This window comes from Geobacter sp. (assembly GCA_009684525.1).
Taxonomy (GTDB): domain Bacteria; phylum Desulfobacterota; class Desulfuromonadia; order Geobacterales; family DSM-12255; genus Geoanaerobacter.
The window spans coordinates 670,197-691,844 of sequence record WKKR01000002.1; the positions used below are offsets into that span (position 1 = coordinate 670,197).

Annotated in this window: 16 protein-coding genes and 1 tRNA gene; 14 read left to right on the top strand and 3 right to left on the bottom strand. The window is 60.5% G+C overall.

Features of this window, described 5'->3' with window-relative positions; genetic code table 11:
- The first annotated feature begins 36 nt into the window (after positions 1–36).
- The 3 genes from GJT30_09205 to cheB are packed head-to-tail and all read left to right on the top strand — an operon-like array spanning position 37 to position 2,865.
- On the top strand, positions 37–870 hold the full coding sequence (locus tag GJT30_09205; protein ID MSM39779.1) for a protein-glutamate O-methyltransferase CheR: 834 nt from the start codon (positions 37–39) through the stop codon (positions 868–870).
- Positions 871–879: 9 nt separating this feature from the next.
- A complete protein-coding gene (locus tag GJT30_09210; GenBank protein ID MSM39780.1) occupies positions 880–1,782 on the top strand; it encodes an HDOD domain-containing protein in 903 nt (300 codons plus the stop codon).
- A 6-nt stretch (positions 1,783–1,788) separates the two neighbouring features.
- Positions 1,789–2,865, top strand: a complete 1,077-nt coding sequence (gene cheB, locus GJT30_09215; protein ID MSM39781.1) for a chemotaxis-specific protein-glutamate methyltransferase CheB — start codon at positions 1,789–1,791, stop codon at positions 2,863–2,865.
- A 1-nt stretch (position 2,866) separates the two neighbouring features.
- Here cheB and GJT30_09220 read toward each other — a convergent pair whose 3' ends face one another.
- A complete protein-coding gene (locus GJT30_09220; protein MSM39782.1) occupies positions 2,867–3,199 on the bottom strand; it encodes a hypothetical protein in 333 nt (110 codons plus the stop codon).
- 27 nt (positions 3,200–3,226) lie between these two features.
- On the opposite strand from GJT30_09220, the gene GJT30_09225 reads away from it, so the two are divergent.
- On the top strand, positions 3,227–4,327 hold the full coding sequence (locus tag GJT30_09225) for a chemotaxis protein CheR (protein MSM39783.1): 1,101 nt from the start codon (positions 3,227–3,229) through the stop codon (positions 4,325–4,327).
- Here the strand turns inward: GJT30_09225 and fabH are convergent.
- A complete protein-coding gene (gene fabH, locus GJT30_09230) occupies positions 4,324–5,304 on the bottom strand; it encodes a beta-ketoacyl-ACP synthase III (GenBank protein MSM39784.1) in 981 nt (326 codons plus the stop codon). The genes GJT30_09225 and fabH overlap by 4 nt on opposite strands.
- 137 nt (positions 5,305–5,441) lie before the next feature.
- Complete coding sequence (locus tag GJT30_09235; GenBank protein MSM39785.1) at positions 5,442–5,744, bottom strand: hypothetical protein; 303 nt, start codon at positions 5,742–5,744, stop codon at positions 5,442–5,444.
- 285 nt (positions 5,745–6,029) lie between these two features.
- Here GJT30_09235 and radA point away from each other — a divergent pair, with 285 nt between their 5' ends.
- From radA to GJT30_09285, 10 genes are all read left to right on the top strand, one after another.
- Positions 6,030–7,376 (top strand): DNA repair protein RadA, encoded by a 1,347-nt coding sequence (radA, locus tag GJT30_09240; GenBank protein MSM39786.1) that lies wholly within the window; start codon positions 6,030–6,032, stop codon positions 7,374–7,376.
- A gap of 101 nt (positions 7,377–7,477) precedes the next feature.
- Positions 7,478–7,834 (top strand): RNA polymerase-binding protein DksA, encoded by a 357-nt coding sequence (gene dksA / locus GJT30_09245; GenBank protein ID MSM39787.1) that lies wholly within the window; start codon positions 7,478–7,480, stop codon positions 7,832–7,834.
- A gap of 63 nt (positions 7,835–7,897) precedes the next feature.
- Positions 7,898–10,261, top strand: a complete 2,364-nt coding sequence (locus GJT30_09250; protein ID MSM39788.1) for a GAF domain-containing protein — start codon at positions 7,898–7,900, stop codon at positions 10,259–10,261.
- Positions 10,262–10,328: 67 nt separating this feature from the next.
- Positions 10,329–10,404, top strand: a tRNA-Ala gene (locus GJT30_09255).
- A 487-nt stretch (positions 10,405–10,891) separates the two neighbouring features.
- Positions 10,892–15,229 carry a hypothetical protein gene (locus GJT30_09260; protein MSM39789.1) on the top strand — a complete coding sequence of 1,446 codons (4,338 nt, stop codon included), beginning with the start codon at positions 10,892–10,894 and terminating at the stop codon, positions 15,227–15,229.
- Between the two features lie 13 nt (positions 15,230–15,242).
- Positions 15,243–19,142: a hypothetical protein gene (locus GJT30_09265; GenBank protein ID MSM39790.1), complete on the top strand. Its 3,900-nt coding sequence runs from the start codon at positions 15,243–15,245 to the stop codon at positions 19,140–19,142.
- A 391-nt stretch (positions 19,143–19,533) separates the two neighbouring features.
- Complete coding sequence (locus GJT30_09270; GenBank protein ID MSM39791.1) at positions 19,534–20,130, top strand: GNAT family N-acetyltransferase; 597 nt, start codon at positions 19,534–19,536, stop codon at positions 20,128–20,130.
- The gene (locus GJT30_09275) at positions 20,114–20,410 is read left to right on the top strand and encodes a hypothetical protein (GenBank protein ID MSM39792.1); all 297 of its coding nucleotides are present in this window, start codon (positions 20,114–20,116) and stop codon (positions 20,408–20,410) included. The genes GJT30_09270 and GJT30_09275 overlap by 17 nt, the downstream gene beginning before the upstream one ends.
- 157 nt (positions 20,411–20,567) lie before the next feature.
- Positions 20,568–21,089 carry a phage tail protein gene (locus GJT30_09280; GenBank protein MSM39793.1) on the top strand — a complete coding sequence of 174 codons (522 nt, stop codon included), beginning with the start codon at positions 20,568–20,570 and terminating at the stop codon, positions 21,087–21,089.
- Positions 21,090–21,107: 18 nt separating this feature from the next.
- Positions 21,108–21,632 (top strand): phage tail protein, encoded by a 525-nt coding sequence (locus GJT30_09285; GenBank protein MSM39794.1) that lies wholly within the window; start codon positions 21,108–21,110, stop codon positions 21,630–21,632.
- Positions 21,633–21,648: the final 16 nt, after the last annotated feature.

The following is a 21,648-nucleotide window of genomic DNA, read 5'->3' on the forward strand; positions in this document are numbered from 1 at the left end:
CTCAGCTTTACAACACCTATCAGAGAAGGGATTGCCGTGAAACTAGCGGATAAGGATTTCGAACTATTCAGGGACTATATCTATAACCTGTGCGGCATCTATTTCCATGCCAGCAAGAAGTATTTCCTTGAGAGCCGGCTGGCTAGGCGCATGGAAGAGACAGGCATCACGAGCCATGCCGACTATTACAAGCTTCTCAAGGGGGGAGCAGGAGGAGCTCAGGAGCTGAAGCGGCTTCTGGACGAGGTTACCACCAATGAAACCTGCTTCTTCCGTAATGTGCCGCAGCTGACAGCTCTGGAAAACAAACTCCTGCCCGAACTGGTTGAGGTGAAGGGTAAAATCGGTTTCCGCAAGCTGAGGATATGGAGTGCTGGCTCATCGTCGGGGGAAGAGGCCTATACCATGGCCATGATCTTGCTCGAAAAGCGGCAGACGCTGCTTAAGGACTGGATTATCGAGATCGTGGGAACCGATATCAATGAAACCGTCCTCGCCATGGCCCGTGAGGGGGTGTACAATTCCTATTCAGTGAGGAATACCCCTGAATTCTTTCGCAAGAAATATTTCAAGCAGGAGTCGACCGAAAAATTCATACTGTCGCCGGATGTGAAGAAGCTGGTTACGTTTACTCACCTGAACCTCTACGATGACACCAAGATGATTTTCATGAAGAGTTTCGATTTCATCTTCTGTGCAAATGTGTTGATTTATTTCGATACTGCATCCAAATCAAAGGTTGTCCAGCATTTTTACAATAACCTACAGCCTTACGGCTACTTTTTCGTCGGGCAGTCCGAGTCCTTGCATGGAGTGAATGACAGTTTCAAGACGATCCATTTCCCGGGTGGTTTTGCCTATAAAAAGTGAGAGGATGCAATGGAAACAAATGTAAAGCTTAAGAAGGCCCAGGAGATGGTGGAGAAGATCAGCGATCTCCCCACTATTCCGATAGTTGCATCAAAGGTCCTGGAACTTCTCGATAAGCCTGATGTGGAACTTGAAGAAGTTGCGGATATGATCCTCACCGACCAGGTGCTGGCAGCCAGGGTCATCAAGATCGTCAACTCTCCTCTGTACCGCTCCAGCCAGGAGATCAAGTCCGTTAAGCGCGCTTTGGTCTATCTCGGTTTCCGCCATATCCGCGAACTTGCCCTGACCTGTTCATTCATCGAGGCATTCCAGGGAAAAGACGGGGCATTCGATGTCATGACCTTCTGGGAACACTCCTTCGGCGTGGGGATTGTCGCCAAGATCATTGCCCAGAGGGCGCGTTACATCGACACGGAAAAAGCCTATCTGGCCGGGATCATTCATGATATCGGTGAAGTTTTCCTCAGTTATTACTACCAAAAGGACTTTCAGCGCATCCTTCAGGAGATAAAATCGACTCCCTACAAGCTGGTGGATGCCGAGGACCGTTTCTGGGGGACTAATCACAGCTACATCGGGGTTGCCATCGCACAGAAGTGGAACTTCCCCCCCGAATACTGTGAAGTCATTGCCCATCATCATGAACCGGAACTGGCAACCATTGACCCTAACCTGGTGGCAATCGTCAATCTTGCCGACCTCTTCTGCTCGGTGCGGCAGTTGGATTATGGCGGTCGTGAATGGGTCAGTTTCAACCTTGCCGAGGAGAAGGCATGGGATATCCTCAAGAAGTTTGCCCCGCACATGGCCAAGCTTGATGTCGAACGTTTCTGTTATGAACTTGACGACCGGGTACCTGAAGTGCAGGATTTGGTGAAATCTATCTTTGAAGGCATGGTAATGGAGTGATTCTGCATGACATTCACGACTCAGGCGAAAAAGATGCGGGTGTTGATCGTTGACGACTCTTCATTCATGCGGATGGCGATCCGCGGCATACTGACCAGCGATCCAAATATCGAGGTGGTCGGGGTTGCGGCCGATGGTGTCGAAGGGGTCGAGAAGGCCTTGAACCTGAAACCCGACCTGATTACGATGGACGTGGAGATGCCGCGCATGGACGGTATCAGCGCCCTGAAGGCGATCATGGCCAAGGCGCCGACCAGGGTGCTGATGGTCTCGACCCTCACCAACGAAGGTGCAAAGGCTACCTTCGAGGCCCTGGAAGCTGGGGCTGTCGACTATATTCCCAAGAACGTCACCGATTCGGTCGATGCTCAGAAAGTGTTCCGCTCCGAACTGTTGCGCAGGGTAAAGGAAGCATCCATATCCCTGTTTGCCAAAAGAGTCGCGGCAACATCCCGTCCCGCAGTTGCTCCGGCGCATCGCGTTGCCAGCTCCCGCTTTTCGCAGCGCAAGATCAGTTGTGTGGGGATCGGTGCTTCCACCGGGGGGCCTGTTGCACTCCAGGAAGTGCTCTCACGTGTCCCTGTGAATTATCCGTATGGCATCATGATCGCCATTCACATGCCCAAGGCTTTTACCGGCCCCTATGCCGAGCGGCTCAACTCCAAATGCTCACTTGCCATAAAGGAGGCTGTCGACGGGGATATTCTGAAGCCAGGACAGGCTCTCGTAGCTCCCGGAGGCAAGCATACTCTCCTGGTGCGTCATGCCGCTGGTATCACCGTAAAGACCGTGCCGACTACCGACTATCCCCAGTATCTCTATATCCCGTCGGTTGACCTGATGATGACCTCGATGGCGGATGCCTGTAACGGTTCGATGTTAGGGGTTATCCTTACCGGGATGGGAAATGACGGCTTCAAGGGGATGCAGCACCTGAAGAGCAAAGGCGGGGTGACTCTGGTCCAGGATGAGGCAACCTCGACCATTTATGGCATGCCCAAGAGCTGCGTCGACGGGGGCGTGGCTGACGAAGTGCTGCCGCTCGGGGAGATCGGTTATGAGATCGGCCGCATTGGTGGGTAGATCACCTGGCGGCCGTAAAGGTCATTCCTGCTGGTTCCCGCCATACCCTACATCTTGAAAAACCATGACGTTTCAAGTAAAAGAGTAGCAGTGGTGCCAACAGCAGGGGGCAATCGATAATTGTCAGCAGGAGTCGACGCTTCTTGTCAAGAAAAGCATCTGGCGTAGCAAGGATCAGCTTGAGTTCTGCTGGGGTAACCGGGCGGAGATCGTAGCAGAAAGCCACGGAGTCCCGATTATCACCGATTTGCAGGGTATTTCCTTTTCTGAAGCAGGCGCTTGCGATGACCACGAATACTCTAAGCGCTGTCCAGGTTTTTACGGCAATATTCATGATCACTGCCCTTGTATTCCTCTCTCCGTGAACACAGCGCTCGACTGGCTTCATCCAATTTTTGATCCACAAGCTGCAATCAGCGACCTTTCCCGGCTGATGGTCACTGGTGTTATCGACGACCCCGAATTGCAGCGTCGTCGGACTGACCTCTCCCGTTACTTCCTCAGTTACGTAAATTTCTGTCCCGTACCGTTCTGGGCTCCTGGACTGATCGTTACCAACGAAACCAGCAGGATGTCGGAGACCTTCTTCCCGTTTGCTGTCATTCAAGGAGCTTTTCAGCGCCTGGTGCGCCTCTCCTTGCGCCAGGGTCGTGAAATTATCCCGCCGCTCTTCCAGCAGTCTTCCAGTTGGCTTGACCTGCTGCATCGCCTTCAGGGTGGATTCGTACGTACCGATCCTGCCGCCGTCCTTGGGGTGCTCATGGGTAATGAATTGGAACGGCAGAGGTTTCTGTTTTCAATATATCTGCCACAGCAGTTCGGGGGTGGGTTTGGCAGGTATCCCAAGCAGTACGCCTTTCTCCGGCAGTGGTTGAGAGCGCGGGGCGTGTCTGGCGGTGGTCAGCTTCGATGTCTCGATGCTGCCTGCGGCAGCGGCGAAGGGACGTATGAACTTGCCCGTCTAGTAAAGGATGCGGGCGTTCCAGCAGGAGCAGTCAGCATTTCAGGTGTTACCCTGAGTCCTTTGGAAGTCTTCGCTGCAAGCCATGCCTGCTTCCCGCACGATCCCGATCATGAACGATTGGTTCGTAGTTTCCTGGGGTCTGTGAATGATGGACATTCCTGGGGCGAAATCCGTTTCGCTGCTACAGACCTCCGCACATGGGAGCCGCCGGAGCTTTTCCACGTCATACTCTGTAACGGTGTGCTTGGAGGTCCGATGCTCCATCACGATGATGCATTGAAAGATGTTGTGAGGCGGCTGGCGAGGAGCTTGGAGCGGGGGGGGATACTGCTAGCAGCTGACCGGTTTCATGCCGGCTGGAGGAAGGTGGTGCCAGCAACCCAGCTGGAATCCTTGTTCTGCGCAGAGGGGCTATCGCTGGTACAGGTCGGCGAAGGAATCGGAGGCATAAAAGCCCTCCGGGGGCTGATGCCCGGCAGGGCTCTGATCTGCGGTTAGAACTGCAGGAGCATGCCTCCCCACGACAGCCCGCCGCCGAATCCCATGATAAGCACCGACTCGCCCGCTTTGATAACGCCGTTTCTCATGTTCTCGTCCAGTGCCAGCCCCACGGAGGCGGCAGCGGTATTGCCGCAACGGTCGAGGTTGAGCAGGAACCGTTCCTTGGCGATGCCGGTCTTCTTCGAGATAAAATCGATGATCCTGACATTGGCCTGGTGGGGGATGATATGGTCGAGTTGGTCCGGGGTCACGCCCGCCCTGCTGGTAACCTCTTCGATGATCTTCGGGATCACATCGGTGGCGAAGATAAAGACCTTTTTCCCTTCCATCTTGAAGGTGTGTTCGCGGTTGGCGATGGTTTCCGCCGTAACCGGCTTGCGGGAGCCCGAGGAGGGCACCTGAATGAGTTCCCAGCCGTTTCCGTCACTCCGGATGAGGCTCGAAATGATCCCTTTCCGCTCGCTGCCCGCACCGAGGATCATGGCGCTGGCGCCATCGCCGAAGAGCGGCGAGGTATTCTTGTCATCGAAATCGAGTATCTTTGAATAGGTGTCGGCGCCGATCACCAGTACCTTGCCGAATTTGCCCGCCTTGATGTAGCTGTCGGCGGTTTCCACTGCAAAGACGAAACTGCTGCAGACGGCGTTCATGTCAAAGGCAACGGCATTCCTTGCCCCGATGTTTTTCTGCACCATGCAGGCCGTGGCTGGGAGGCACATGTCCGGGGTCGATGTGCCGACGATGATGCCGTCCAGTTCCAGGGGGTCAAGACCAGCGCTTTCCAGCGCCCGGCGGGCGGCAATGGTGGCGAGATCCGAGGACGATTCCTGCTCCGAGGCAAAGCGGCGCTCGCAGATTCCGGTGCGTGACTGGATCCATTCGTCGGCATTTTCCACCAGGTAGGAGAAATGGTCGTTGGTCACGACCCGTTCGGGGAGTGCTCCGCCGGTTCCCAGTACATGCGAGTAGTTCATGGCTGATCCTTTATTGTCACTCTGCCGACCGAGGCCGTACAAGGGTGCCTTCATGAGAGCGAAATTAACATCTTATCGCACATAAAAACAGTGTTTGTCAAACCAATTCATCCCCGCAAGACAGGATCAGTGGCCGGTCATTGCCGTGCCGCATCCACCACGCCGAAGATCCAGAGGCCGAAAAAGGCCGACAGCAGCCACCTGGCTGCCGGCGAGCGGGATTTAAGCTCGGCCAGCACGGCAGACGCGTCGGGTGGCCCGCCGATCTGGCTTGCTAGGATGGGGCCAGCTGCCTGCAGGAGCAGGAACAGGGTCGCGAGCAGGAATATGTTGACAAGCGCTATGAGGATCGCTCCTTTGAGCTTGTCACCCTTGTAGAGCTGGCCGAGACCGGGGAGGATGAATGCCGAAAGGAGGGCTGCCTTGAGGTTGATACGCACGAACTGGTCCTTTTGTGCAGGGGGGGGATTGAGCAGTCGGCATCCCGGCACGGGGGTGTAATAAGACGGATGGCATAATACGCTCATGTGACGGATTCTGCATCAACAAAACAGCGCGGTACGGCTGGATATCCACGGTATCCCGTGCTGGAAGTGTTCCATTGCCCATGACAGTGTTGAGGGTTGCGGAAAACTGCTCTCGGCGGGCATTGGCACTCGTTGCCGTACATTGACAGCGGGAGGTTATGGGGTTAGTATGCACAAAAGATTAACCGAAGGAATGCCGTGAAAACAAAAGCCCTTTATGTCTGCCAGCAGTGCGGTTACCAGTCAGCCAAGTGGCTGGGGAAGTGCCCTGACTGTAACGCCTGGAACACTATCCACGAAGAGCTGGTTTCCCGGCGCGATTCCCATGGCCTGGGGGGCGTTGCCGAGACAGAGCCCCGTCCCATCAGCGAGATCTCGGCAAGTGCCGAAGACCGGCTTCCCTGCGGGATCGCTGAGTTCGATCGGGTGCTGGGGGGAGGGCTGGTGGCCGGTTCGCTGGTGCTCATCGGCGGCGATCCCGGGATTGGCAAATCGACCCTCCTCTTGCAGGTCATGCATCATCTCGCCGGCAGCGGCGGCCCGGTCCTCTATGTTTCCGGCGAGGAGTCGCCCCAGCAGATCAAGCTGCGCGGCACCAGGATGGGCGTAACCCACGAGCACCTCTTTCTGCTGGCCGAGACCTCCCTGGAGCGGATACTCACCCAGGTGAACCGCTTGAAGCCAGCGGCCCTGGTGGTCGACTCCATCCAGACCGTCTTTACCTCCACCATCGAGTCTGCGCCGGGAAGTGTCAGCCAGGTGCGCGAGACCGCCGGTCGCCTCATGCTGCTCGCCAAGGGGAGCGGCCTGCCGGTCTTCCTGGTCGGGCATGTCACCAAGGACGGGACCCTCGCCGGCCCGCGGGTGCTGGAGCACATGGTCGATACCGTGCTCTACTTCGAGGGTGATGCCGGCCATCCGTTCCGTATCCTGCGCGCCGTGAAGAACCGCTTCGGTTCCACCAACGAGATCGGTGTCTTCGAGATGAAGGAGGGGGGGCTGGCAGAGGTGAAGAACCCTTCCGAACTCTTTCTCTCCGAACGGCCGCTGGGGGTATCCGGCTCCCTGGTCGTTGCGGCCCTGGAGGGGAGCCGGCCGCTTCTGGTGGAACTGCAGGCGCTGGTGAGTTCTTCCTCGTTCGGCGTGCCTCGGCGGACCACCATCGGTGTCGACCACAACCGGCTGGCGCTCCTGGTTGCCGTCCTGGAGAAGAAGGTCGGCCTGACCATGGCCGGACAGGATATCTTTCTCAACGTGGCGGGAGGGGTGCGGCTGAGCGAGCCTGCAGCCGACCTGGGGATGGCCCTGGCTGTCGCTTCCAGCCATCTGGACCGGGTGGTTGATCCGCAGACCCTGGTGCTGGGTGAAGTGGGGCTGGCCGGCGAAGTGCGGGCCATAAGCCAGCCCGAATTGCGCGTCAGGGAGGCTGCCAAGCTCGGGTTCACCCGCTGCCTTCTTCCGTATGGCAACCAGAAGCAGATGAAGGTGCCGGGAATCGAACTGATCGGTGTTCGCTCCCTCGAAGAGTCGCTGGAGCGTCTCTGACCTGATGTCAGAGGGTGACGATAGACATTTTTTCTTTACTTAACAGCGCTGTTTACATACTATTGTGTATTACGAAAGTTTAAGATCTGTGGGGTGATGAGATGGAAGAGGGCAAAAGTGAATACTTCCGGGGAGTGCTGCTGGAAGAGATGCGGGTTCTGCTGGAAGATGCCGAGAAGACCGTTTCCGGCATGACGGCGGAAACCACAAATTTTCCGGACCCCAATGACCGTGCCACCCAGGAATCGGACCGGAGTTTCGAGTTGCGCATCCGCGACCGGGAGCGCAAACTCATCAACAAGATCAAGGAAGCTCTGGAGAGGATCGACGAAGGGACATTCGGCATCTGCGACGTCTGCGGCGAAGAGATCAGCGAGGCCCGGTTGAAGGCCCGTCCCGTCACCACCCTCTGTATCGACTGCAAGATGGAGCAGGAGCAGAAAGAGAAGCTCCCTTAGCCATTGCCACCGAGCCGTACTTCCGCTCATTCCATTATCCGGGGAAGAGCCTCTGGTGTGACCATGCCTGGTAAGGACAGATATACCCTTCTGAGCAAAGCGGTCCGAATCGCCAATGCCGCCGACCTTTCCTACCTGCAACGTCTCAAGTCCCTTGCCAAATTTCTCTGTTCTTCCTATGCCTGCACCTCGGCAACCATATACCTCATGGACGAGAACAACCGCTCCTTGGCGAGGCTGGTATCTACGGCGACTTCCCGCGCATCGTCTGACTGTAATATCACGCTGGGAGAAGGGTTGGCCGGCCTGTGCGCTGCGAAACGCCAGCAGGTCTGCCTGTCGCCGACCGCTCTTCACCCACAGGAGCCGCGCCGGGGGACGGAAAAGCAATTTTGCGCCTTTCCCATAGGGGATTCCCGGATGGTCTGTGGCGTCCTCATGTTTGGCCTCTCCGCAACCGATCCGCCGTCGGGCAGCGAACTGGAGCCCCTTGAGGATATCCTCGTCGTCATCGGCGGGATCATCCAGCGGATCGGGATCTCCAGTGGATCGCAGCGCCGCATCGGCAATCTGACCATGCTGAGCGAACTGGGTGCGCTCCTCAACCGCTCCGTTCCCCCTGCGACCCTGATTCCCGTTATCCTCGATACCTGCCACCAGCAGAGCGATTCCTGTTGTACCGTTTTCCGGTTGATGGGGAGCGAGGGGATGCTGCCGCTCCTTCAGTATCGCATCAGCCATGCCATGCGCCGCCACCAGGAAACCCTGCTGGGGATCGAGGAGCTATGCTCGGCAAAGGTCAGGCTGAGCGGCGTTCCGCTCCTGATCAGCGATCTGATCTCCGAAGACGAACTCCCCCCCTCCTATGTCTGCGTGCCGCTCAAATTCGAGAACAGGATATTCGGCACCCTGACCTTCTTCGGCAGACGCGGGCAGGCCGGGACCTGGCAGAATTTCACCGAAGAAGAGCGGGAGCTTTTCGAGAGCATGGCTGTGCTGATCTCCAACGCCATCACCGGCGCCACAAACTATCAGCAGGCCGTCCGCCTGAGCCGCGAGAACGATCAGAAGCTCAAGGAGCTTTCCCTGCTCTACCGGCTCAGCAATACCATGCTCTCCACGATCCGTCTCAACAAGCTGATGCACCTGATCCTCTCCGCGCTCACCAGCGGGTCCAATCCGCTCTTTGAACGTTCCATGCTCTTTCTCATTAATGAGCGTGCCGGGGTCATGCAGGGGATGCTCGGGGTGACCCGCGAGTCGCCTACCGGCCTTGCTACCCCCCTTGTGGATGTGGAGAGTGCGCTGACCAGCCGCTGGGATATCTCCGAGGAAGAGATGCAGCGGCAGCAGCAGTCGGAATTCAGTACCCAAGTCAGGGCCAGCAGGCTTGAACTGAGCAAGGTGAAAAACATGTCCTCGCGGGCCGTCCTGGAGAAGCGCCTGGTCTACGTTGCGGACACCGGCCGCGAAAAGCGCGTCGATCGGGAATTCATCAGGAAATTCGGCATCAGCTCCTTTGCCGCCATGCCGCTTCTGGCCAAGGACAAGGTGGTGGGGGTCGTGGTCGTCGACAACCCCTGCAGCAACAAGACCATCAGCCAGGACGATCTCCGCTTTCTGGAGTTGTTTACCAACCAGGCCGGGATGGCCATCGAGAACTCGCTGCTCTATAACCGGATCGAGGATGCCAACCGCAAGCTGCGCGATGCCCAGGAGCGGCTCTTGCACGGCGAGCGTCTGGCGACCATCGGCGAGATGGCTGCCGGTATCGCCCACGAGCTGAAGAGTCCGCTCATCTCTATTGGCGGATTTGCCCGGCGCCTGCAGCGGAAGTTCCCCAAGGCGTCAGAAGAAGGGGGCTATGTTGCCACCATCGTCGGCGAGGTGAACCGGCTGGAAAAGATGTTGACCGACATCCTCTCCTTCTCCCGCAAATCCACCATCTGCTACTCGGTCTGCACCATGCAGGAGATCATTGACGAGGCCCTTTCCGTGGTTGCCCTCGGTTTTGAGGAGAACCGGATAACCGTCAGCCGAAAATTCCCCACCAAGGTTCTCTCATTTCTCGGCGATTGCCAGCAGCTCAAGCAGGTCTTCATCAATATCTTCACCAACGCCCAGGAGGCGATGCAGGGACCGGGCGAGCTGAAGATTGCCGCATCGCCTGCCAGGCTCGCCGGCCGCGATGCCATCATGGTCAAGGTGGCGGACACCGGCGGCGGGATACCGCTGGAATCGCTCGGCAACATCTTCCATCCGTTCTTCACCACCAAGGAGAGCGGTACCGGTCTGGGGCTCCCAATTGCCAACCGGATCGTCACCAACCATGGCGGCAAGCTGCAGGTCAACAACTACCAGGGTGTCGGCGTGGAGTTCGTGGTCATCATCCCGCTGGAACCCCCGCCGCCGAGCCAGGGGGGCTGATTTCCCCCTTGCGCCGGAGGGGGTTTGAATGTATATTACCTTCCGTTGCGTCACGTAATTCATCTGTGGGGCTGTAGCTCAGCTGGGAGAGCGACGCGTTCGCAATGCGTAGGTCGTGAGTTCGATCCTCATCAGCTCCACCATTCATACTTCGTCATGCCGACGAAACGAAAAAAGGCCCTTGCCCGCGCAAGGGCCTTTTTTCGTTCAATTGCCCACAATGGCTTAGAAGCCGACTGTTCTCAGCTTGGTATGGAATAGCTGACCTGGCCAGTGTAGTAATGCTGGAATAACCTTTCGAAACCACGACATTTTACTGTATGTGCATATTGTATGGACAGAGTGTGAATTAGTCTGCACAGAATATTTGCTGTTGCCAAGTCTCGGGATGTCGTGTAGTAATCCACATTAATTTAGGTTTATCAATAGTATATGCGATATCAAAGAAAACTTTTTTGCTAGCTAAGTGTGTAACATTTATTGATTTGCAGGCATATTTGTGATTTGTGAACATTTAATTGATTCGATGGTTTGAATATAGGCAATCTTCGATGGACAAAAGGCGCACAGTCATGATCCTCACCCATTCCCAGGACGGCTTCCGGCCGCATTCCTCGAAAGGACATCGCCATGAATCCGACGCCGCTTAACCTCTCGGTCCTGAAGACCAACAGCTATCTCCGTCTCGACGCATCCGGCAGATTCCTCGTTTCGCAATCGGGCGCAACCCTGCACAGGTGGGAGATCCAGCCGGGCATGGCCGGTCATGTCGGTAATGTCACATTGGTGCGAAAGATCGTCTTCGGGACGGTTACGGTCAGCTATACCGCGAGCTGGGTGACCCTGACGCCCGGCAGCAGCGGCCACTGGGGTATCAACACCGCACGTTTCAGCGGCACCCCCAAGCTCAAGGTGGAGGTGAAGGCGAGCGGCGAAATCATCATCACCCTCACCGGCGCGCGTTTTCCCGGTCTCGACATCTCCGCCGATCTGACGGCCCGGCTCTTCATGGAGGGGGGTGTCGCGCAGATGGAGCTGGCGTTTGCCTTCTGCGGGTTCTCCAGCCGGGTGGGGCTGGCAGACTGGCTGAACGGTACTGCTCAGGCCACGGCCAAGGTCCTGCTCGACGATTCCGTCTGTTACGTCACAGGCGGCATGCATCTCAGGGTGGGCGGTTCCACCAATGCGGTCTTTCACCCGTCCTGGCTCTTCCTGTTCGGCGCCGGGCAGCCCTTTGTCGATCTGACCACGCAAGGCGATACGATCAGCTCCAGGTCCTTGGCGCTGGCGCTTCTCGCGCCCGGCATGCCGAGCACGCTTCCCAACCCGGCCAAACGCCGCTCGGCGCTCTTCATCCCCGAGCAGGAGCCGTTCGATATGCCGCTCTGGCCGGAACGGACCGAGGGGTGGCGTTTCGTCCGCCCCCTGCCTGCCTTCCACTGGCTCGCCATCGAGGCTGACGAGCAGCTCGACGGCGATGTGCGCCGGGCGGTTGTCGCGGTCGGTCCGCCTGCCAGCGGGATACTGTTTCAGCCCGGTGCCGACCTGAAGAACGACTATATGGTGCCGTTCTCAATCCCGCTGCAGATGCCGGTCTACGCGGCAGTCTACACGGGGGACGGCGACCGGCGCGGCGCGGCCCTGCTCGCTCTCCGCACCCCGGTTACCCTCACGGCTCACACCGAGCGGTGCAGCCTTCTCTTGGGGCCGATGCCCCGCAAGCCCGGCTTCATGCTGCTCGACATCCCGGCGCTGGCCGGCAAGCCCGCCAGCCTCTACGTCGGCCCCTTGCCCAATGGGAGCGGCATCCTCCAGCACGGCCTCCATTTTGCCCTCGATGCGACCGCCCCGCGTCTGGACGAGGTCGTGGTCGACCCGATGCCACCGCTGACCAAGAGCTACATGGTGCTCTCCATTGCGTCGCTCGACCGCGACCTGGTGTCCGTCGAAGGGGAAATCGCCGTCTCCGATGCCGATCCGTACGCTCGCATCCGGCTACCGGAGTGGGTTCTCACCCAGATCGTCCGTCCGCGCGACCTGATGGTCCTGGGGCTGCAGTTCCTCGGCCTGCGTCCCGAGTTCCACGGTACCGGACCCGGCCGCCTGTTCCGTTCGACCAAGGATGTCCCGCGCGTTGTCGTCTACTTCCCGCCCCAAAGCCTGGGGGAGCGCTCCTTCAAGGAAGACACCACGACCACCGCCGACTCCGTTCCAGCGACCCCCATCAACTACCGGAGCGCCGGACTCTCCAGGCTGGCCTTCGATTTCAGGTCAGGGATCACCGAGATTCCCTACACCGTGGATCAGCTGCTCAACTGGAAGGATGGCAGCCTGAAACCCAGGCTCGACGATCGCGCCGTCAGCCCTTCGATGACCCTGGAACCGCACTACGCGGTACGCGGCATTGTTTCGGCCAGGCTGGCCCATGGCATGTTCATGCCGGCCGCTCCCCAGGAAAGCGCCGGCAGCGACCAGTACCCGCCATTTCTCGACAGCACCGCCATCGAGGCGCCCTACCGGCTTCTCCTCTCGCCCGACCAGTATGGCTACTGGGACACCGCAGTCTCGGCCGCCATGGAGGCGAGCCCCCGCGCCGTGCTTTGGCACGCCCGGCTCAAGACCTCCGCCCTTGCCGCTTCCGTTCCCGACGTGCGCGCCATCTGGTCGGTCGACAACACCCCCGGCGTCTCTCCCGACCCGTTTGGCGAGAATGCCTCCCTGACCGCAGAGGACCGGGATCTCCTGGTCACGAACAGCGCCCTGAAGGCGGTCGATGCCAACCGGCTGATGCTCACCTCCCTCGGTGCCTGGCTGAATCTGGACGGCGACTGGTCGCAGCTTCCCGACGACCTGGTCACCCTGGAGAAATGGCTCCACCGCTCCACCCTCGGTCGCGACCAGTTCGTCCAGGTGGTCAAGCGCGGCTACCTCTTCCCCTTCGGGCACAAGGCCGTGCTGATCGAGATCACCGAGAGGAAATTCGGCCAGAACCCTCCGGGCCGCGTCGGCGCCTGGCTGCGCAAGCGGAAGTTTCTCGTGGCAAAGGAATACGAGCGCAACTACAGCGCCGACCAGAGCGGCCACAGCGTCTTCCCCAGCCAGGGGCGCGAGATCCCGTTCCAGAGCGTGCGGCTGCTGACACGGATCACCCCCCTGCTCGACCAGCCGTTCGAGACGATCCCGGTCTCCACCTCGACTGCAGAGGAGGCCGCCTTCTGGCCGCGGGTCGGCAATGCCGACTACCTCTTCAACCTGAGCGCCACCGACAAGGCGGGCAACCAGGTCGAGTTCTCGGTCCCACTCGCCTTTGTCCGTAACGACGTGAGCAAGAGCGCCGACGATGTTGCGGCGGTGATTAAAAATCAGAAAGACGGACCAGAGGAACGCCGCCGTTATCCCTTCGGCGGCCAGAAGGTCGTCTTCGCCGATCCCCAGGGGGGCACCGACGAGGCGCTGGAGGCAACCGGCATCTCCTTCACCGCCTTCTTCCGGCAGAAGAACAGCGGCGAGACCTGGGCCCGCCCCTTCTACCCGGAAATGACCACGGCCGAGGTGGTGGTGCCGGCCATGCGCCAGTTCGCCAATGTGGTGACGGCCAATGCCATCAGCTTCATCAGCGGCTACCTCGCCAACGGCTTTGCCGGCACGAACAGCCAGGGGCAGGTCTTTGCCCGGTTCGTGAACAGCGTGCCGATCACCTACGGCGGCGGCAACGGCACCGACAAGGTGGGGGGGATCGTTTCCCCCGGCATGCTGGCGGGCGGCCTCTCCCGCGCCCACGGCATCGTCGGCATCACGGAGGGCGCCACCAGCGTCGACGATCAGCTCGCTGGCTTCGGTGCCGGGACGTTCAACCCGGCTGATTTCTTCGGCGGCACCTCGGCAAAGATCCTCGGCGGCATCGACCTCTTCTCGATCCTCACCGGGATCGACGACTTCGCCGGCGGCGGCGAGCTGCAGATCCCGCGCTGGATCAGCACCGCTGCTGCCGACGGCACCCTTTCCCGCTCGTTCACCTGGAAGACCGACAAGCTGAAGGCCGCTGCCGGCGCCTTTGCCTCCGGCGACGCCCGCGCCCTGGAGATCACCTGCACCGTGCAGGTCGGAGCGGCCGGCGTAGACACGAAGGCAACCCTCCTCGCCAGGCTGGTCGATTTCACCATCACCCTGGCCGATGTCATTGCCATCCGCTTCAACGAATTTTCCATGACCATGGAGGCGGGGCGTAAACCCGAGGTGAACGTCGATATCGGCAAGGTGGGATTCTGCGGCGCACTCGCCTTTGTCTCCGAGATCGAAGACAAGCTGCACCTGGACCGTTTCGTCGATCCGCCCAGCATCGATGTGAGTGCCGAGGGGCTGTCCATCGGCTATGGGATACAGATCCCCTCGATCCAGGTGGGGGCGTTTGCCCTGCAGAACCTGGCACTGAGGGCCGCGGCCACGCTCCCCTTTACCGGCGACCCCTTCCGGGCGCGTTTTGCCCTGTCGGAGCGCCAGGACCCGTTCCTGATATCGGTCTCGCTCTTTACCGGCGGCGGCTTCTTCGCTGTCGGCGTCGGGCTCGACGGCGTGGAGCTGCTTGAGGTCTCGCTGGAATTCGGCGGCAGCTTCTCCCTCGACATCGGTGTAGCCAGCGGCGGGGTCTATGTCATGGCCGGCATCTACATCAAATACACGGATGAGGCCGCCTCGCTCACCGGCTATGTCCGGGCCGGCGGCGCCGTCGAGGTCCTCGGCCTGATCACGGTGAGCGTGGAGTTCTACCTCGGGCTGACCTACGAAATTTCCAACAACAAGGCTTGGGGCGAGGCGAGCATGACCGTGGAGGTGGAGGTGCTCTTCTTCAGCGCCGATGTCACCCTCACCGTCCGCCGCGAATTCGCGGGCGACGCCGCCGATCCGACCCTTGGGGATACCTTCAGCCAGGGCGAGTGGGACGACTACTGCGCAGCCTTTGCGGCATAAGGAGAGACAGATCATGAAACAGCTCATCACCTGGACACCCCTCCCGAACGGCATCGCTACCGCCACCGGCGGCACTGCCCCCGTGCTCAAGCTCTCCGTGCGCGTCTCCCCGCGGCTTACCCCCGATGGGGGGGAAACCCCGCTTGCCAGCTTTGCCGACTTCGTCGACTGGGCCGGCAAGCCCTGGTCGTTCTCGGTCCTTTTGGGCGATTACATGACCAGCGGTCCCACCGTCCCGACCGCCACCGGGCTGAAGCCGGTCAATACGCTGCTCCCCGCGCTCTGGACAAAGCTGTTCCAGGGCACGCCGACGGTTGTCGTTCGCGACAGGACCGCCAGGGATTTCTCCAACCCCGTGGTCCGCTCGTTCCCGGCGGCGCGCGTGCTCGACTTCATCCGGCAGCAGTACACGGCCGTGGCGCTCGAATCCCCCACCGATCTCCCCACGCCCGGCTGGCTCTACGGCCGCAAGGGGGAGGTGGTCGCGGGTACTTCCTTCCCCCACGGCACGGCTGACTTCTCGCTGCTCGATCTCGGCGACCGCGAAAAACGAAAGGCGCAGCTTGATGGGCTCATGGTGAACGGCGTCGTGCCATCCACCTACCCGTCATCAGTCTCCGCTGCCGAGGCTATCCGGCTTGATTTTTTCCAGGCCGAATATTTCCACGCCCCCAAGGGTGGTGCTTACGGCATTGCGCCGGTCCGGCCCGATCTCGATTTCCACCAGGTCATCGCCATGCTCGGCGATTATCCCGAGCTGATGCGGGCTCTGGGGCTGATCTTCGACATCGAGGTGCCGATCCCGGCGGGCATGGGGGGCGTCGTCGAACGGATCGTGCGGGTCTGGCCGGAGAACCAGCTCCAGGATGGCGCAGACGCCAAGGTCGCCCTTGCCACCCGCTACGACTACAACGCCGCTGCCGGCCTGTTCAGCGCCAGGGCCGCGGGGAGCCTCATCACGAACGGGCATCTCGACATGTCCGGCCCGGACTTCTCCGTCGCCCAGGTCGATATCGACGGCTCGGCCATCAAGGCGATCGGCTTCACCCAGACGCTCGGCGACCTGGGCATCAAGAAGCCCGCCGTGCTCGGTACACCGCGGACTGCCGGCCTTCCCGCGCTCCGTTCCGGCGGCATGTCGGTCCTGATGAGCGACCGCGCCGCGGAGTTCGTCACAAAGCTCAAGAACGGCACCGGCTACGAGACGCTGCTCGCCAACCCGTCGACGCGCAACAGCATCAAATTCAGCGCCGAGGATGTTGCCCGCGGCTATCGCATCGACATCTATGACCAGGAAAAGGGGGAATGGTTCTCCCTCTGCCAGCGTCAGGGGGACTACTCCCACGCCGGCGACCCGGCAGGGAGCTTCATCCTGCCCCAGGGGCTGCGGGACGAGGGGACCGTTACCGTGCCCGGTATCAGCAGCAGCGACCCGGCCGGGAGCACGGACCTCTACCTGCACGAGGCGCTGTTCCACTGGGATGGCTGGAGCCTGGTCGTCGGTCTCCCCGGCCAGACCATCAAGAAGCCGGTCAAGGATGCGGCCGACAACAACGTCGGCTACGAACCGAGCGACATGGCCAACACCATCGGCCTCGCAACCACCTTCACCGTCCCCCCCGGCACCCTGCCGCGGCTTCGCTTCGGCCGGCACTACCGGCTCCGGGCCCGCATCGTCGACATCGCCGGCAACAGCCGCCTCTTCGAAACCGACCTGGACGCCAGCGGTGCCACTGCCTCCGCGCCCTACCTGCGGTTCGAACCGGTCGCCTCGCCAGCCATGATGAGCGATCCCGCCCTTCGCCCTGGCGAATCCGTGGATCGCCTCGTCATCCGGAGCTGGGCCGCGCACGAAACCACTGCCACCGGCGAGACCACCCGCCGCCAGATCCTGCCGCCGCGCGCCTCGGTGCAGTTGGCCGAACAGCACGGCATGATCGATGGCCCTGCCCCGGCCGGCGCGACCTCCTGGTATGCCGAGCTGAAGAAACGGGATGCCGCCCAGGTCGACCAGTTTCTCGATCCGGGCGAAAGCATGGCAGAGGTCCCCTACCTGCCCGAACCGATCGCCAGGGGCGCCACCTTTGTGGGGCTCCCCGGTGCCGATGCGCCGCTCGCCTTTTCCGTGGATTTCGCCGGCAAGACGTGGCCATCCGTCGGGACCTTCAGGCTGGAGCTGCAGGAAGGGGCTGCCGGCTATGAATGGCGGGAAGCGGAGCAACGCCTTCTCGTCAGCCTCCCCAAGGCTGAACGGGTCACCGTCCGGTTGAGCTGCTCGCTTCCCGATGCCGCCACCCTCGAAAAGCTCGGGCTCTGGCACTGGATCCGCGAGGCCGCGCCCACGCCCTGGCTCGGCAAGCTGTCGAAGATTGCCACCGAAGGCCGTCACTGGATGATCACCCCGTACCGCGAGATCACGCTCGTTCATGCGGTGCAAAACCCGCTTACAGCCCCGCGCCTCCAGGGCGCCTCTCCCTGGAGAAATGCCGGCGAGACCTTCTGCACCCTCAAGGGAATCCTCCATCTCCATGGCAAGAGCACGGACAAGGTGGATTTCCGCGCGACCTGGGAGGATTTCGAGCCGGCTCCTGCTGCTGCGGAAGGGTTCGTCCGTCTGCCACGGGCTGCCGATGCCTGCCGTTTCAACGTCAGCGACCCCGAGATGCTGCATGCGGCAATGGCGGAGCGTCACGAACTGGGCGATACCAGGCATCGCCGCATCTCCTACTGGGCAACGGCTGCCTCGCGCTTCCGCGAGTACTTTGAAAACGATGCCGATCCGACCCTGCCGAAGGGACTGACCTTCACCACCCCGGTGACCCTCGACCGTCCGGCCGACTTCGTCCTCGATGTCCCCAGTTCGGCCCGGCCGCTGGCGCCCAGGATCGAATACATCATCCCCACCTTTGGCTGGGAAGAGGAGCGGACCGACGACGGCGTCTCGCGCCGCCGCAGCGGCAACAGCCTCCGCGTCTACATGGGGGGCGACTGGTTCTCGTCGGGGGAGGGGGAGCTGCTCGGCGTTCTCCTTGCCCACGGTCCGCAGATTGTCACCACCAACGGCCTGACCGACGAGGAGGGGATGGCCCTTGCCAGCCCCAGGGTGCCGGTGCCACCGGAAAAGCTCCAGCCGTTCGTTACCCGCTGGGGGATCGATCCTGTCTGGCTGTCGGGCCTTGTCCATCAGACCCCCACGCTCCACCACTTTCCGGCTGCCGTTGCCCGCGCTACCGACCTCACCCTGGAGGAAAATCCGCCGGTCCCGGCGGATGAGCCGCGTTGGGGAGTGGCAGTGGCCGGCCACCCGGTTGCCTACGACAGCGAGCGGAAGCTCTGGTATTGCGACATCGACATCGATGCCGGCCCGTCCTATTACCCCTTTGTCCGCCTCGCCCTGGCACGTTACCAGCCCTGCTCGGTCGCGGGAACCGAACTCTCCCGCGTCTTCACCGCCGATTGCGTCCAGACCGCACCCGATCGTCTCGCCTGGGTGAGCCCCGATCCCAATAACCCGGCCGGGGTGCGCGTCTCGCTGTCGGGTGTGGCGCCGCGCGCCTGCTTCAATGTCGTTTGCCCCAACCGGGTCATTATCCGGGCCGAGGTGATGATGCCCGGTACCGAGACGCCCGTCTGGGTGCCGGTTGCCGGCCCGTGGGTGCCGCTTGCCGAGATGCAGGTCTCCAAGACCGTCACGGTCTGGAGCGGAGAGATCGCCCTGCCGCAGGTCCGCGACGCCCAGCGCTACCGGATCGTCGTGGAGGAATACGAGTTCCTCAATGCCGATCCGGGCCGCGGTTTCGACAACAGGGCCGCCACTGAACTGCGCATGCTGGCGAGCGTCAGCAAGACCGCGGTCTGGCCGCGCCTCGTCTACTCCGACGCCATCGAACTCAACCCGCCCCAGGCTGAGTAACCGGCTCGTTGCAGAGACTTTTCCGGTGAAAGAAGCACCTGTTCAGCCCTTGATGCGAGACATTGTCTCCAGTCAAGGGCTGATTTTGCTGTTTCCTGCTGCAGATATCCTCATTAAATGCGCACATGAAGTTAATACAAATAAAATTTGTTTTATATTTTATGATGTACTGGCATAACATGATATTTACATAGTTATCGAGGTGATGTGTAAAGATATTTTACTGTGTAAAGAAAATTTACACTTATATTTTGTGGTTGCCAATTAGTGTTATGTGGTGTAGTAATCCTCCGTAATTCAGAAATGAGAGAGTGCAGTAGCTGCATGAAGAGGGTGGTGCGCTGACGGCTTTCCGGTGCCGATGACCGGAGAATCGATGCCTGGGGAGGATATGTCTGAAGCGAAGGTTTCACGGTATGGAAAGACCTGTTCCACGAACAGGTGCAGTACCATTCCCCGGATCTCCCTGCGGCCCGTTACCGATGACGATCAGGAGTTTCTCATCCAGCTCTATGCTTCGACCCGCGCCGAAGAAAAGGAGCTGGTCGGCTGGCCGGACGAATTGTGGGACCAGTTCATGCGGATGCAGTTCGATCTCCAGCAGGCCCACTACCGGCGAAGCTACGACAACCCCTCCTTCGACATCATCTTGGCGGACGACACCCCGGTCGGCAGGCTCTATCTCGACCGCCGGGCCGACGAATACCGTCTGATCGACCTTGCGCTGCTGCCGCAGTTCCGTGGCCTGGGCATCGGAAGCAGCCTCCTGAAGGCGGTCGTGCAGGAATCCGAAGAGCAGGGCTTTCCGGTCAGCCTGCATGTGGAGAAGCACAACCCGATCCTCGACTACTACCGGCGGATCGGGTTCCGGATCGCGGAAGACCGGGGAGCCTATTTCTACATGATCCGGACCCCGGCGGCAAAGGACCGTTCTGGTGGGGACGACACTGGCAGAGAACCGGAGGAAGGGAATGATGAGTTTCCGTAGAGAGGACTTCGAGCCCCATATTGCGACAATCTTCGAGGTGGCGCCGGTCGGCATGGACCGGGTGCCGGTGGAACTGGTCGAGGTGAAGGATAGCGGTTTTGCGGCGCTGGACGGCTTCTCGCTCCTGTTCCGGGGGGGGACGGGCCCGGTGTTCCGACACGACACCCACCGGGTGCGACATCCCGCCCTGGGGGAGATGGAGCTTTTTCTGGGGCCGGTCCATACCGGCAGGCCGGATGCGATCTATTACCAGGCGATCTTCAGCGCGCCGAAACGATGACGTTGTAAAAAACCTCAGGTTGTTCAAAAACGGTCAGATCGTCGTACCCGCAGAAAGCCCGGCGGAGGCGTAGCCACGCTACGCCGCACAAGGCGGCTTTTCGAGGACGACGGCGAGATGGCTGTGTTTCAACAACCTGCTGACAGGGAGGACAGAGATGAGCGATTGCTATATCGGAGAGATCAGAATGTTCGGGGGGAACTTCGCCCCGGTAAACTGGGCCTTTTGTGACGGCAGGATACTGTCGATCGGCGAGTACAACGAATTGTACTCGTTGATTGGTACGACCTACGGCGGCGATGGCGTGACCACCTTCAAGCTGCCCGATCTGCGGGGCCGCGTGCCGGTCCACAGCGGGCAGGGGCCGAACCTGACCAACAGGCTGCCCGGCAGTGCCTTTGGAACGGAGACGGTCACGCTGGACACGACGCAGATCCCGGCCCACAGCCATGTCATCAGTGCGGGGGGCGACGGTACGGTTGCCGACCCCACCGCCCACTATCCGGGGAACAGCGTTGGTTTCAACCTCTATTCCGCGGCCGCTCCCGACAGCACCTTGAACCCGTCTGCCGTTGGGCCATCCGCAACCACCGGTGCCCAGCCCCATTCCAACCTGATGCCGACCCTGTGCATAAACTACATCATTGCGCTTTCCGGCTACTTTCCCCAGAGGGCTTGAGACAAAAGGAGACAATCCATGGCGGAACCATATATCGGTGAAATACGGCTGTTCAGTTTCGGCTATGCCCCTCAGGGGTGGGCCACCTGCGACGGCCAGACCCTGAACATCGTTCAGAACCAGGCGCTCTACGCCCTGCTCGGAACGACCTATGGCGGCAACGGCACGACTACCTTCAACTTGCCCGATCTCAGGGGGCGGACGGCGTTGCATCGGAGCGCCACTTACCAGGAGGGGAAGGCAGGGGGAGCGGAAACCGTTGCCCTGTCGACAACCGCCCAGTTGCCCGCCCATACCCATCTGCTTGCGGCCAATGCCGCTGTCGGCGGCAGCAACGTGCCCCAGGGGAACCTGCTGGCAACGGTGCAGGACAGCAGCGGGACGAAGTTCGCCTATGCCACGGCAAAGGCGACCCCGGCGGCGACCCTGGCGCCCGGCACACTGTCTCCGGCGGGCGCCTCCAGCAGCCACAACAACGTCCAGCCCTCGCTGGCCATCACCTACTGCATCGCCCTGACGGGGTATTTCCCCCCCAGGTCTTGAAAAGGAGAAACGGGAC